Raw genomic sequence first — 12,459 nt, 5'->3', positions numbered from 1 at the left:
TCCTTCGGAATCAGTCTCAGTCTTCGCCCAGCAACATGGCATCGATGCCGTCGCACAGACAATGGATGGTCAGCAAATGCACTTCCTGAATACGCGCGGTGCGATCCGACGGCACGCATACATGGATATCGGTATCGCTCAATACTTCCTGCATGCGTCCGCCGCCCTTGCCGGTCAACGCGACCACGATCATTTCGCGCTCGTGCGCGGCCTCGATCGCGGCGAGCACGTTGGCGGAATTGCCGGACGTGGTGATCGCCAGCAGCACGTCGCCCGGCTGGCCGAGCGCCCAGACCTGCTTCGAGAAAATCTGCTCGAACGAATAGTCATTGGCGATGGCGGTCAACACTGACGTGTCAGTGGTCAGCGCGATCGCCGGCAAGCCCGGCCTCTCGCGCTCGAAGCGGCCGATCAGTTCGGCGGCGAAGTGTTGCGCGTCGGCCGCCGAGCCGCCGTTGCCACACGCGAGAATGCGATTGCCGTTGGCGAGCGCGGCGAACATCGTGTCGATCGCAGCGGCGATCGGCATCGACAGGGTTTCGAGGGCTTCGAGTTTGACTGCCGCGCTGTCGCGGAAGTGTTGTTGAATGCGTTCGACTGACATCGAGTCTCTATCTTCTACCGCGAATGGACCGCACTGCGCGGCCGTGTTGTGAAGTCGTATTGCGAAGTCGTGCCGCTCCGATGAACCTGGCCAACAACGCGGTGCATGCCCGCAAAATCACTGCAAATTGCGCTGCTTCCTGCGTTGCCGACGTTTCCCCGTGGCCTGCACGCGAGCGCAAGTTTATCGCACTCACGCGCGTTCTCCGCACGCGGCGTCAGACTTCGTCGGCACGGAACGCGTCGCGCAACCACACGAGCCGGCCGGCTTCGAACGCAATCACGTCGAACCGGCAAGCGGGTTGATCCTGCCAGCGCGAGGCACGGGTCACCAGAAAATGCTGCGCGGCGCGTACGATGCGCTGCTTCTTCTGCCAGCCGATACTCGCCGCGGCGCCACCATATCGGCGCTGCGCACGCGCGCGGACTTCGACGAACACCAGCGCGCCGTCACGCTCGCGCATCACCAGATCGATCTCGCCGCCGCGGCACGACACATTGCGCGCGACGAACCGCAGACGCTGGCGCTGCAAAAATTCCTGCGCACGCGCCTCGAAAGCCGCGCCGACGAGTTTGGACCCGGCGCGTCCCGAAAAGTTGTGCGGCGTGGCGCAGGCACCGATCGGCGCCGCCGCGCTCACGGCCGGGCCGCCGCGCGGGCCGCGTGACACTGCGTGGCACAATGGCGGCCTCGTTCCGTCTGTTTGTGTCTTCTGCCTCATGACTCCTCTCTCCGAACTCGCGCAAGGGCAGCAGTACCCCACCGCCGCGCTGTATGTGGTGGCCACGCCGATCGGCAACATCGCCGACGTCACGCTGCGCGCGCTGCATGTACTCGGACTGGTGGATCGTATCGCCGCCGAAGACACCCGCAACACCGGTCAGTTGCTCGCGCGCTACGGCATCTCGAAGCCGCTCGTCGCCGTGCACCAGCACAACGAACGGGCCGCGGCACTGCGTCTGATCGAACATCTGCAAGCGGGCGAACGCGTGGCCTACGTGTCCGACGCGGGCACGCCCGGCATCTCGGACCCCGGCGCGAAACTCGTCGACGCGGTCCGTGAAGCCGGATTTCCCGTCATTCCCCTTCCCGGCGCAAGCGCGCTCGCGACTGCGTTGAGCGCCGCCGGCGACTGGGTCGCGACGTTCTCCTTCCTCGGCTTCCTGCCGCCGAAGGCAAAAGCCCGCGCCGCGGCGCTGCAGCCGCTCGCGACCCATCCTCACGCGATGGTGTTCTACGAAGCGCCGCATCGGATCGTCGAAACGGTGCAGGCGCTGGCCGACGCATTCGGCGGCGAGCGCAAGCTGCTCATCGCACGGGAATTGACGAAGTTACATGAAGCGCTGCATCGCGGCACCCTGGCCGAAGGGCCAGCGTGGCTCGCCGCCGATCCGAACCGGCAACGTGGCGAATTCGTGCTGGTGGTGGAAGGCGCGCAGCCGGAAGCCGTCGGCGAACACGATCACGACGCGCTGCTAGGCATTCTGCTGGAGGAGTTGACGGTGAGCAGCGCGGCCAAAGTGGCGGCGGCCATCACCGGAGCATCGCGCAACGCGCTGTACACGCGCGCCTTGGCGCTGAAGAAAGACGAAGAGTAAAACTGACGGACAAACGAAAAGGGCCGCGCGATGCGGCCCTTCGTTTTTCTGCGGACACAACCCAAGCGGCCGCCGTGCTGCGCGGCGCTACGAGGAGCGCGCCTGACCCGCGCTCGCCGCCGTTACATCACTTCTGGGCGCTCGAATCCGAGTTCGAAGCCAGCATTTCATTGCGCGCGTCACGTGCTTCCTGCTGCGTCAGACCTTCGATCTGCACCCGCGCCGTACCGGCGTGGCGCATGTCGAGCACGGACGCGGCAGCCATGGACAGATCGATCACGCGGCCACGTGCATAAGGACCACGGTCGTTGATACGCACGACGACCGAGCGCGACGTGGCCGGATTGGTCACGCGCACATAGGAGCCCAGCGGCAACGTACGATGCGCCGCGGTCAGCGCGTGCATGTCGTAGCGTTCGCCGTTGGCGGTACGGCGGCCATGGAAGCCGCGGCCGTACCACGAAGCGCGGCCGGTCTGATGAAAGTCCGAAATGCCGGAACCTTCATCCGTGAGAGGCTTTGCGTCGGCCAGCGAAGAGCTCTTGGCGGTCGCGTCGGAGTCCGGCGCGCTACCGAAAGCTTGCGGCCCGAAGGAGCCCGCTTGCGTCAATTTCGTGCTTTGCGGCACGCCGCTTTCCGACGTGTTGCCAGCGCCCGGAGGCGTGGCGCAACCCGCCAGCACAAAAAAGGCAAAAAGAGTCCCCAGACCACGGGATAACCGAGTTTTCATAAGACGTGCAATCACATTGTCGAGCCGCATCACGCGAAAGTTGAGCGTGTTGCCTGCGACTCCGGCGGCAATGGACGACAACGCGCCGCGCAGACGAGCGCAGTACGTCAAAGCCCGGATGCGGCTCACTCAGCCGCTACCGCACGGTTAATTTTCACGTCTGGCGCAACCTGTCCCCGGCAGCCTGACCAGACCCCACATGCCGCCATCGAACGTGGCAAACACGTTCTTGCGCGCGAAACTCAGCGCGCAGGAACGGCGGCGTAGGCCCCACCCAGCGTCACGGCAGTTAAGTCCGTAGCAGGCGCGCGGCGCCTGGCTGGGCAAGACGTGTGCATCGAAAGCATCGATACTTGATGGCCGTCCAAAAGTGCGACAGCCCATACTTGAGTGGCAATCCGCGCGCCCATTTTTGATGGGGACGCATCGCCTTGTGGCATGCACAATTCCCTGTGCATGGAGTGCATTATACCTAAAACAGAATTCTGGGATGGCAAGCGACTGAAAACCTTGATGAATTTTCACTCCTGCTGCAAAAATGAGCAGGCCAAAGCCCGCTGCGCCGGGCTTCAGCGCCCTCGGCGAGCATGCGCGAGACGCCGGTACAATCAACGTTTTTCCAGCGGCGCCGTCATCCATGAAAGTCACCTTGATCCCCGTCACGCCGTTCCAGCAGAACAGCTCGCTGCTCGTTTGCGAGGCAACCGGACGCGCGGCCGTCGTCGATCCGGGCGGCGACCTCGACATCATCCAGGGCGAAATCGCGCGGCAGAACGTGACGGTCGAAAAAGTTTTTCTCACACACGGCCACATCGATCACTGCGCGGGCGCGAAGACGCTGGCCACGCACTACGGCGTGCCGATCGAAGGCCCGCATCCCGACGAACACTTCTGGCTCGACAAGCTGCCGGATCAAAGCACGCGCTTCGGCTTTCCGGCCGCCGAAGCGTTCGAACCGGATCGCTGGTTGCAGAACGGCGAGACCGTGCAATTCGGCGACGAAACGCTCGAGGTCTACCATTGCCCGGGCCACACGCCGGGCCACGTGGTGTTCTTCAGCCGCGCGCATCGGCTCGCGCTGGTGGGCGACGTGCTGTTCGCCGGCTCGATCGGGCGCACGGATTTTCCGCGCGGCAATCATGCGGATCTGGTTCGCTCGATCCGCGAAAAACTCTGGCCGCTCGGCGACGACATCACCTTCGTTCCGGGCCACGGTCCCACTTCGACGTTCGGCGCTGAACGCCGCACCAATCCGTACGTCGCCGACGGAGTCGAGGCATGAGCAGCGAAATCTACGTGAGCACCGATGTCGAAGCGGACGGCCCGATTCCCGGTCCGCATTCCATGCTCAGTTTCGCCTCCGCCGCTTACACCGAAGACAAGCAGCTGATCGCCACCTTCTCGGCGAATCTCGAGTTGCTCGAGGGAGCCAAGGCGCATCCCGTGCAGGAAGCGTGGTGGAAGACGCAGCCCGAAGCATGGGAAGCCTGCCGCAAGGACTTGCAGACACCTCAAGCCGCGTTGACGGCGTATGTCGACTGGGTGGAAGCCTTGCCTGGCAAACCAGTGTTCGTTGCCATGCCGGCCGGCTTCGACTTCACTTATATGTTCTGGTACATGATGCGGTTTGTCGGCCGCTGTCCGTTTTCCTGGTCGGCGCTCGACATCAAGACGCTGGCGTTCGCCATGACCGGCTTGCCGTATCGCAAGAACATCAAGCCGCGCTTTCCCAAACACTGGTTCGATGAACATCCGCACACGCATGTCGCGCTGGACGACGCGATCGAACAAGGCGCGCTTTTCTGCAACATGTTGAAGGATCTGCGCGCAAGTCAGGCGATCACGCTGGCAGCCGGTAAAGATGGGGACGGCACAGGACAAAACACCACCGAGGAACCGGCAAATTAGGTAATCTCCCTCGCTGGGACCGTTTTACATTGCGTTTCGTTTTCGCGCCCTCTACCATGCGTTGATACGGCGACGCAAACGGAGGCGCAGTTGACACTCGATACGTTCTCTCAAAAAATCCTGCGCCTTTTGCAGCTCGACGCACGCCGCTCGGTGCAAGAAATTTCCGACCAGGTCGGCCTGTCGAGCACGCCATGCTGGCGTCGTATTAAGGACATGGAACAGTCGGGGGTCATCCAGCGCTACACGGCGCTGCTGGATCGGGAAAAGCTTGGGCTGCACGTGTGCGCCCTCGCGCATATTCACCTCACGCGGCACACCGAAGGCGGCGTGGAACAGTTCGAGCGGGAAATCGCTACCTGCCCGGAAGTCACCGAGTGCTACAGCACGACCGGCGAATCCGACTACATTCTCAAGATCGTCGCACCGGACATCAAGGCGTACGACAGCTTTCTGCACGAACGCATCTTCAAGATTCCCGCCGTCGCGCAGGTTCGCACGAGCGTCGTGCTGCGCGAAATCAAGTTCGATACGCAATTGCCGCTGTGATCCATCGACGGCTCGGCGCCGCCACGCAGCAGCATGCACGCGCGGTATCAGGTGGCGCTATGCGGTTCTGTCGCCTTCGTACGTTCTTCAAGGGCCCCGCCGGCCTTTGGGCCGAGCGTCGCCGGATCGGCTTCGGCCGACACCGCGCCCAGCGCTTGTAACAGGTCCACTCTGCGCGCGCCCACGCGCGCCTTGAGCGCCGCCAAATCCACCCGCCCGAGCCGTTGCGTTTCGCTGTCCAACGCGCGCGATGACGGTGCATCCGGCAGTACCACTTCGACATCCAGTCCCGTGCTCAGGTAGTGGATATTCACCGCCGCTGCCTTGATGCCGTGAGGCGCCAATGCGGCGTTCACTTCGGCGATTACCCGCTCGCGCGTAGGCAGATCGACGGGCGGATGCGCAAGCGCATCGTTCTCGGGATCGACATGAATCAACGCGTCGAGCACGCGGTTGTCCGTCAACACGCGCGAACGCGCCGACTCGGCGATGTAGTGCCCTTCCGATACCGAAATCAACGGATCGACCAGAATGTGCGCGTCGACGAGCGCGAAGTCGCCCATCTTGCGCGTGCGCATTTCGTGCACGTCGCGCACGCCGGGCGTCGAGAGCAGTAGCGCGCGCATGTCGGCGGTGGCCGCGTCGTCGAGCGCGCGGTCGGAAAGATCCTGCAGCGCGTCCCAGCCGAACATCCAGCCCATCCGCGCCACCATGAAGCCGACGATCGCCGCGGCAATCGGATCGAGCAGGCGCACGCCGGCGAGGCTGCCGACAATACCGATCGCGACCACCAACGACGACGCCGCATCGGAGCGCGCGTGCCACGCATTCGCGATCAACATGGCGGATCGCACGCGTTGCGCTTCGCGCAGCATGTAGCGAAACAAACTCTCTTTGGAAATCAGAACCAGCACCGCGACCGCGAGCGCGCTCATATGCACGGCGGGGATGTTTTGCAAATCGGCGAGACGCGTACCGGCCCGCCACAACATGCCGACGCCCACCGCGATCAGAAGCGCGCCCAAAAATAACGACGCCACAGTTTCATAGCGGCTATGCCCGTAATTGTGATCCGCGTCGGGCTTTGCGCCGCTGTGCCGATTGGCAATCAGCACGACAAAATCGGAAATCAGATCGGCGAGGGAATGGACACCGTCGGCGACCAATGCCTGCGAGTGAGCAAACACACCGATGACGATTTGCAGCGTCATCAACACTGTATTGAGCGCAATACTGACAAAGGTACTTTTGCGCGCAACGCGATGTTTTTCGGCGGATTGGGCAGCGGCGGCGGCAGGCATCTCTGAAGCGAAATGAAAAGTTCAATCCCTGCATTCTACCCGGCGCATCTCGAAACGCGCTGGAGACGCCTAAAAAAATTCCTTTTAAATCAGCCGCTTATCTAAACGAAAAGCATTCGCGTTCAAGTTGGGCGGAGTTCATGCGACAAAAAACCACGGCTTTGGACGGGCAATAAAAAACCGCGTCCTCGACGGTACGCGGTTCTCTCTTGCAACGGCAGACGCGATAAGTGCATCTGATTGAAGCTATTCGTATTACTTGACGGCCAGAAGCATTACCTGCGGGCAAAAGCTGCTGGCCAAAGCATTACTTCTGGATCAGAAACTTCTCGCGATCCAGACCTGCGATCCAGCGCGGCGGCTTGCCACGGCCAGACCACGTGCTGCCGCTATCCGGGTCGCGATACTTCGGTGCGACACCTGCGCGCGGACGCGCGGCTTTAGCACCCTTGGCGGCACGACCACCACCGAGTTCTGTCAGAGAAATGCCGTAGTCGGTCATTTTCTGCTTGATCTCATTCAACACTTCAGCGTATTCACGCGACTTCGCTTCTTCGATCTGCTTTTCGAGCTTCTCGCGTTGAGCGAGTAGTTCCTTGTAGGAAGACATAGGTTCCCTTTGTGGTTTGGATTAAATGACTGCCAGTCTTAAGCCAGCTTGCCCTTTGAAGGTGGATCATGCCTCGGAATTTGATGGCGAGATTAACACAAAATAGAAAGATTACAAAAGCGCGCGTGTTAAATTAATCCCAATTCGTTTCAAAAAATTTCCATCCGCCACCGCGTTACACCGCTCCCTTTCAAATAGCTGATTTCGCATTTTGCTGAAAAACGCAGTCGGCATCAGTAATTATGGGATTAACTATCAAAAAATGAAAATTAAGATCGAGATTTGGCATCAACATTTCACGCCATGAGAGCTTTAACATGAAACGTCGTAACATATTGCGACAGGCGTTCTGCGCTGTTATTACGCATGAGTGTTTCCCCGAACGGCACGGTAAAAAAACTATTTCATGTAGCGCTGCATGCAATCTTCAAGCGCCGCGTGCAAGGTTTTGGTATTGAGTTTGGCGTCGTCGAAGACAAAACGGCTGCGCCCACCGTTCAGTTTCAGATCGGCGCCATATCGATCGACACCGAGCAGTTGAAATTCGCCCTTGCTCCCGGAATGGCTAGCGAATTGCGCGATCAGCGCGTTCTCTTCATCGAAACCGAGTGGCGGCAATGGATCGAGTTCGGCGCCGGCGAGCCATCCCATTGCGCCGAAGCCGCCGATATAACGCAGCCGCTCAAGCCTCATTGCCCAGAACGTGAAATCGCCGAGCACAAGGTAGCGCTCCGCGTCCGGGTGATAGCGCAGATAGCGCTGCACCACCTCGGGCGTCGAGTCGACCGGTTCGAAGGTGCCTAGCAAGGTGACGCGCTGGCCGCTCAGCACGTCGCCGTCGGGGGCGTCGACGGCCAGAAAACCGGCGCGCGGGTCGGCGTGCAGGTTATGGGTATGCTCGGCGAGCCGGCTTACGAGGATCGTCGGACGATGCTGCGGGTCCGGTGCGAACGGCAGCACGGACGGATAAGGGAAACCCTCCGGCTGGCGCGCGTGAGTGGCGAGCGTGCCGACAGCGGCTGTGTGCAGCAGATGTAGCGGAGCGTGAGCGGGAATATTCAAGTGCGCGTTCCTCGATAGATGAGCGTCGAATCACAAAAAGACCGGCCAGCAGACCACAACGCCCAATGCCTGTCATGTCCGAGCCGAACAAGCGCAAATGTACGGACTCGGCCTTCCAAGCATAAGACAGCCCGCTTCGTTAGAATCGGAAATTCGCTTTCAACGTGCTTTCCTCCGCTGCTTTCTCCCGCATCACCCTCCACGAGATTTCCGTGTCAGACCGCTCCTCCAAATTCGCCGCCCTCCCCGCCGCTCACCGCGACCTGTCCGATACCGCCCGGCAGCGAGCCCGTATCGCCACGATGGCGGTGTTTTTCATCGCCGGCATGATGTACGCGTCGTGGGGAGTGCACGTACCGACGGTGCGCGACCGTTTCCATCTGAACGCTGCGTTGCTCTCCTTTGCGCTGCTGGCCGTGGCGGGCGGCTCGATCGGCGCGATGGCGGCCAATGCGTCGTGGATCGCGCGGGTCGGCACGCGCCGCGCGTGCCTCACCGGCGGTCTCGTGATGGCCGTGTGCGCCGCGCTGATTCTGGTCGTGCCCACTTACTGGCTGCTGCTGGTCGTGCTGGCCACCTTCGGCGCCGGCATGGCCACGCTCGATGTCGCGATGAACGCCGAGGCCAGCGCCGTCGAGAAAGCGCTCGGCAAGCCGATCATGTCGTCGTTGCACGGCATGTTCAGCGTCGGCGGGATGTTCGGTGCGGCGGTCGGCGGCGCGCTGCTGTCGCGCGGCATGGCGCCGGCGGTGCACCTCGTGCTGGCTGCCGCGGTCAGCGCGCTCGTGCTGATCGCCGCCTGTCCTTCCGTGCTGCCGCACGTGCCGCACGCCGATCATCCCGATTCCGCCACGCCGCGTGCGAATCGCTGGCGCTCGCCGGCGTTGTGGGCGCTCGGCGCGATGGCGCTGGTCGCGCTAATCGCGGAAGGCGCGATGTACGACTGGGCCACCGTCTATATGCGCGACGTCGTGCTGGCCACGCCCGCGCTCGCGAGCGCGGCCTACGCGGCGTTCTCGGGCGGCATGGCGGCCGCGCGGTTTGCCGGCGACGCAGTGCGCGCCCGCTTCGGCGCGCCGCAACTGGTCATGGCAAGCGCGACGCTCGCTTGCGTCGGGATGGTCGGCGCGCTGTTGCTGCCGAATCCGGTTGTTGCGCTGATCGGCTTCACGCTGATGGGTCTCGGTCTGGCGAACATGATGCCTGTGCTGTTCGCGGCGGCGGCGAACGTCAAAGGCATTCATGCGGCGGAAGGACTCGCGCACGTTGCCGGGTTGGCGTACTTCGGGCTGCTGCTCGGGCCGGTGATCATCGGCGCGGTGACGCAGGTGACCAGTTTGCCGATTGGGTTGTCGGTGGTGGCCATCTGTTCCGCGTTGATCGCGCTCGTCGGTCCGAAGGTGCTGCGGCGTTTGAAGATCTGACGCGAAGGCGCGCCGCGCCCGTCACAGTTCGTGATAAGTATCGTAGTGACGCGAGAAGTCGTTACCGCGGAGAAAATTCGTGAACGTCATCGTCGCCGATGCGTCGAGTCCTTCCACGTAATGCCACCAGCCGATCGGCAGAAACAGCAATTCACCGGGCGCGAGCGTGCATTCGATCAACCGCGCTTGCCGCATCGACGGGAAACTGTCGTAGTCGATCGCGCCGCCGTCCACTTGCGAATAGCAATGCAGATGGTTGGCCATATGCGGCGTATCGGACAGCGGCACGAGTTTGATCTGTTTGCGGCCGATCACCTGCGCCATGAAGTTGTTGGTCAGGTCGTGGTGAAACGGCGTCTTTGTTCCAGCCGGCCCCATCCAGAAGAAACCGGTGTCGGGCGACGCGGCGTCGAGATATTCGTCGATTGGCGGCACATCGGACCATAACGCCGCAAGCGCCGCGCGATTGTGCGAGGTGTTATTGGCGGTCATGTAGAAATCGTTAGTCGGTCCGCTCTGCTCGACGAGATCGACATAATCGGCAAAGCGCATCATGCGCCTGAGCGTGAGCTGATTGATTTCGTAATTCGCGTCCGATTCACGGCCGAACTGCACTTCCACTTCACAATCGCCGCACCGCTCGCGAAAGTAATCCCACGTCCACCGCGAACGCGCAGGCCAGAAATCGAATGCTCCGGTGATGATCACCGGCCGGTTCTGAAAGTAGTACTGCTCAAAGAACACGTCGCGCGATAAACGTTCGCGCCGTTCGATTACGCCGCTCGTCGCGCGCATGCGATTGAGCTCGCCGTACACTGACAAGATCCATTCGCGCTTACGCAAACGATTGCGCAGACGCGTTGCGCCGTGAAAATAAGGACTCGCGAGCGCCGCATCGATTTCTCGCGTGGCATCGGCTGCGGCGAAACCGTGGCCGACCAGAGCGCCATGCACCGCGGACGACGGTGCGTCGAGCAGCAGATTCTCGGCAATCCAGCGGCGCCACGCGTCGTCGAACGAACGGGTCACAGTGGTCACGGCATTCTCTCCGAGCGATGCGGATCCGCAAAGAAAAACGGCAAAAGAAAAGGCACGCGAACCTCGCGGCGCGCGTGCCTTTTTTCCCTGCAACCGAAGACAGACAACATACTGCCTTCGGTCACGCGGTTGTTACATCTTCACTACGTCGAGCAGCGTCTTCTTGCCTGCCTTGTAGTTGTACAGCGAGATCACGCCGTGTTGAAGGTCGCCCTTCGAGTCGAACGTGGTTTCGCCGATCACACCCTTGTAATCCGTGCTCGGCATCGCTGCCAGGATCTTCGCCGGATCGGTCGAGTTCGAACGCTTCATAGCGTCGACGATGATGTACACAGCGTCATACGTGAACGGAGCGTAGATCTGGATCGGCTGACCGAAACGCTTCTGATACTTGGCGAGGAACGCCGAGCCGCCAGACATCTTCTCGAGCGCCATACCGGCTTCCGAGCAGACGATGTTGTCGGTTGCGTCGCCAGCCAGGTCCGACAGCTTGTCGGTACACACGCCGTCGCCTGCCAGCACCTTCGCGCGCAGGCCGAGCTGCTTGGCTTGCTTGGCGAACGGGCCGCCGGTGGCGTCCATGCCGCCGTACATGATCGCGTCCGGGTTTTCGCCCTTGATCTTCGTCAGAATCGCGCGGAAGTCGACAGCCTTGTCGTTCGTCGCGTCATGCGACATCACGTTCAGGCCCAGCGACTTGGCGGTCTTTTCGAATTCGTTTGCCAGACCCTGGCCATAAGCGGTCGAGTCGTCGACGATCGCGACGCTCTTCACTTTCAGACCCTTCGCTGCGTAGTTAGCCAGTGCCGGACCTTGTTGCGCATCGGTCGCCACGACGCGGTACGTCGTCTTGAAACCTTGTTGCGTGTAGGCCGGGTTCGTTGCCGACGGCGAGATCTGCACGATGCCAGCATCGCTATAGATCTTCGAAGCCGGGATCGACGTGCCCGAATTCAAGTGGCCCACCACTGCGACGACCTTATCGTCGACCAGCTTCTGCGCGACTTGAGTTGCCGTGCGCGGGTCGGCTGCGTCGTCTTGCGGATCGAGTTGCAGCGTGATTTTCTGGCCACCGATCGTCAGGCCCTTGGCGTTGATTTCTTCAACTGCCAGGCGCGCGCCGTTTTCGTTGTCTTTACCCAGGTGAGCGATACCGCCGGTCAGCGGTGCAACGTGACCGATCTTGACGACCGTGTCGGCTGCAGCCGAAGTTGCCAACGTCGCGAACAGCATCGCCGCAGCGCTGATCGGCAACAGCTTTTGAATCTTGATGTTCATGTAAGTCTCCAGTTTCGGTCCCAAAAACAACGTAATCGCCCTGTGCCCCCGCTTCCCCAACACGTGTCGCTCAGTCCCGTGGACGACCACGCCGGTTGCATCGTTCATGCACTTGGCCAGCACGCTCGCCGGACTGTTTGTGGCAGGCGGCAAACCGTACTTGCGCGCAAGTGTAGGCCATCAAATTAATTTGTGGGGCTTTTTTGAGGAAGTGGGATGAACACTAATAGCGTTTATCCAACAGGCGCTGATTCCGGCTGGAGAGAGTGACTGGAAAGCACCAGCCCATGCGGGTTTCCGCTATGTGAGGCTTTCGTCTAACAGCATGGCCTAAAGCTTTTAGCGTGTTAAACCGTT

The 12,459-nt window shown here is 61.5% G+C and carries 14 protein-coding genes; 5 read left to right on the top strand and 9 right to left on the bottom strand.

Going from position 1 to position 12,459, the window contains the following annotated elements; genetic code table 11:
• Positions 1 to 16: 16 nt before the first annotated feature.
• Positions 17 to 604 carry a phosphoheptose isomerase gene (locus PQR42_RS37150; protein ID WP_408219246.1) on the bottom strand — a complete coding sequence of 196 codons (588 nt, stop codon included), beginning with the start codon at positions 602 to 604 and terminating at the stop codon, positions 17 to 19.
• A gap of 217 nt (positions 605 to 821) precedes the next feature.
• Entirely contained in the window at positions 822 to 1,325 is a 504-nt protein-coding gene (locus tag PQR42_RS37145; protein ID WP_408495124.1) for a YraN family protein, read from the bottom strand.
• Between PQR42_RS37145 and rsmI the strand changes: the two genes are divergently transcribed.
• The gene (gene rsmI / locus PQR42_RS37140; RefSeq protein WP_408390341.1) at positions 1,324 to 2,202 is read left to right on the top strand and encodes a 16S rRNA (cytidine(1402)-2'-O)-methyltransferase; all 879 of its coding nucleotides are present in this window, start codon (positions 1,324 to 1,326) and stop codon (positions 2,200 to 2,202) included. The genes PQR42_RS37145 and rsmI overlap by 2 nt on opposite strands.
• A 127-nt stretch (positions 2,203 to 2,329) precedes the next feature.
• Here rsmI and PQR42_RS37135 read toward each other — a convergent pair whose 3' ends face one another.
• Together PQR42_RS37135 and PQR42_RS37130 are read right to left on the bottom strand one after the other, a co-directional pair.
• Positions 2,330 to 2,932, bottom strand: a complete 603-nt coding sequence (locus tag PQR42_RS37135; protein WP_408219255.1) for a septal ring lytic transglycosylase RlpA family protein — start codon at positions 2,930 to 2,932, stop codon at positions 2,330 to 2,332.
• Positions 2,933 to 3,079: 147 nt separating this feature from the next.
• Complete coding sequence (locus tag PQR42_RS37130; protein ID WP_408219258.1) at positions 3,080 to 3,571, bottom strand: hypothetical protein; 492 nt, start codon at positions 3,569 to 3,571, stop codon at positions 3,080 to 3,082.
• Between PQR42_RS37130 and PQR42_RS37125 the strand changes: the two genes are divergently transcribed.
• The 3 genes from PQR42_RS37125 (at position 3,570) to PQR42_RS37115 (ending at position 5,389) form a co-directional block, all read left to right on the top strand.
• Positions 3,570 to 4,214, top strand: coding sequence for an MBL fold metallo-hydrolase (locus tag PQR42_RS37125; RefSeq protein ID WP_408219261.1), 645 nt, complete (start codon positions 3,570 to 3,572; stop codon positions 4,212 to 4,214). The two genes, PQR42_RS37130 and PQR42_RS37125, sit on opposite strands and share 2 nt — an antisense overlap.
• A complete protein-coding gene (locus PQR42_RS37120; protein ID WP_408219263.1) occupies positions 4,211 to 4,840 on the top strand; it encodes a 3'-5' exonuclease family protein in 630 nt (209 codons plus the stop codon). Before PQR42_RS37125 ends, PQR42_RS37120 begins: the two co-directional genes overlap by 4 nt.
• A gap of 90 nt (positions 4,841 to 4,930) precedes the next feature.
• Positions 4,931 to 5,389 carry an Lrp/AsnC family transcriptional regulator gene (locus PQR42_RS37115; protein ID WP_012431468.1) on the top strand — a complete coding sequence of 153 codons (459 nt, stop codon included), beginning with the start codon at positions 4,931 to 4,933 and terminating at the stop codon, positions 5,387 to 5,389.
• A 47-nt stretch (positions 5,390 to 5,436) separates the two neighbouring features.
• Here the strand turns inward: PQR42_RS37115 and PQR42_RS37110 are convergent, their stop codons facing one another.
• The 3 genes from PQR42_RS37110 to PQR42_RS37100 form a co-directional block, all read right to left on the bottom strand.
• Positions 5,437 to 6,690, bottom strand: a complete 1,254-nt coding sequence (locus tag PQR42_RS37110) for a cation diffusion facilitator family transporter (RefSeq protein ID WP_408390344.1) — start codon at positions 6,688 to 6,690, stop codon at positions 5,437 to 5,439.
• Between the two features lie 307 nt (positions 6,691 to 6,997).
• On the bottom strand, positions 6,998 to 7,300 hold the full coding sequence (locus PQR42_RS37105) for an H-NS histone family protein (RefSeq protein ID WP_132376344.1): 303 nt from the start codon (positions 7,298 to 7,300) through the stop codon (positions 6,998 to 7,000).
• Between the two features lie 399 nt (positions 7,301 to 7,699).
• A complete protein-coding gene (locus tag PQR42_RS37100; protein WP_408219267.1) occupies positions 7,700 to 8,362 on the bottom strand; it encodes a HugZ family pyridoxamine 5'-phosphate oxidase in 663 nt (220 codons plus the stop codon).
• 212 nt (positions 8,363 to 8,574) lie between these two features.
• On the opposite strand from PQR42_RS37100, the gene PQR42_RS37095 reads away from it, so the two are divergent.
• Positions 8,575 to 9,786 carry an MFS transporter gene (locus PQR42_RS37095; RefSeq protein WP_408390347.1) on the top strand — a complete coding sequence of 404 codons (1,212 nt, stop codon included), beginning with the start codon at positions 8,575 to 8,577 and terminating at the stop codon, positions 9,784 to 9,786.
• A gap of 21 nt (positions 9,787 to 9,807) precedes the next feature.
• On the opposite strand, the gene PQR42_RS37090 is transcribed toward PQR42_RS37095, so the two are convergent.
• Complete coding sequence (locus PQR42_RS37090; RefSeq protein WP_408390350.1) at positions 9,808 to 10,824, bottom strand: cupin-like domain-containing protein; 1,017 nt, start codon at positions 10,822 to 10,824, stop codon at positions 9,808 to 9,810.
• Positions 10,825 to 10,956: 132 nt separating this feature from the next.
• Positions 10,957 to 12,102, bottom strand: coding sequence for a branched-chain amino acid ABC transporter substrate-binding protein (locus tag PQR42_RS37085; RefSeq protein WP_408219277.1), 1,146 nt, complete (start codon positions 12,100 to 12,102; stop codon positions 10,957 to 10,959).
• Positions 12,103 to 12,459: the final 357 nt, after the last annotated feature.

Origin of the sequence: Paraburkholderia sediminicola, from assembly GCF_046027355.1 — a bacterium.
GTDB lineage: Bacteria > Pseudomonadota > Gammaproteobacteria > Burkholderiales > Burkholderiaceae > Paraburkholderia > Paraburkholderia sediminicola_B.
The sequence above is the reverse complement of the archived record's forward strand: the minus strand, read 5'-3'. Positions and strand labels throughout refer to the sequence as shown.